This is a genomic window from Pontimicrobium sp. MEBiC06410 (genome assembly GCF_053601615.1).
The window spans coordinates 1-361 of sequence record NZ_JBSHNT010000041.1 but is presented as its reverse complement, the minus strand read 5'-3'; the positions used below and the strand labels follow the sequence as shown (position 1 = coordinate 361).

General features: G+C 39.9%; 1 protein-coding gene. It reads left to right on the top strand.

What is annotated here, in order from left to right:
* The coding region (locus ACVC08_RS00250; RefSeq protein WP_452600511.1) for an AMP-binding enzyme at nt 1-361 on the top strand (361 nt) is incomplete at both ends.

Genomic DNA, 361 nt, shown 5'->3' with positions numbered 1-361 from the left:
CGGCACAATAGAATACCTAGGCAGAGAAGACGACCAAGTTAAAGTCCGCGGCTATAGAATAGAATTAGGTGAGATAGAGACCGCATTAAACAACCAAGCAAACATAAAAGAAGCTGTAGTTATAGCCAAAGCACACTTAGGGAGCAAACACCTAGTGGCCTATTGCGTGTTAGAAGCCCAATCTATATTAGAAGTCCAAGGAATAAAGGACAACCTTTCTGTAAGCCTACCAGAATATATGGTACCAAACTTTATTATAGAAATAGATAAAATTCCATTAACCCCAAACGGCAAAACCGATAGAAAACAATTAGAAACGCTAAGCCTAGAAGTAGAAAGCACCACCCAATACGTAGCACCA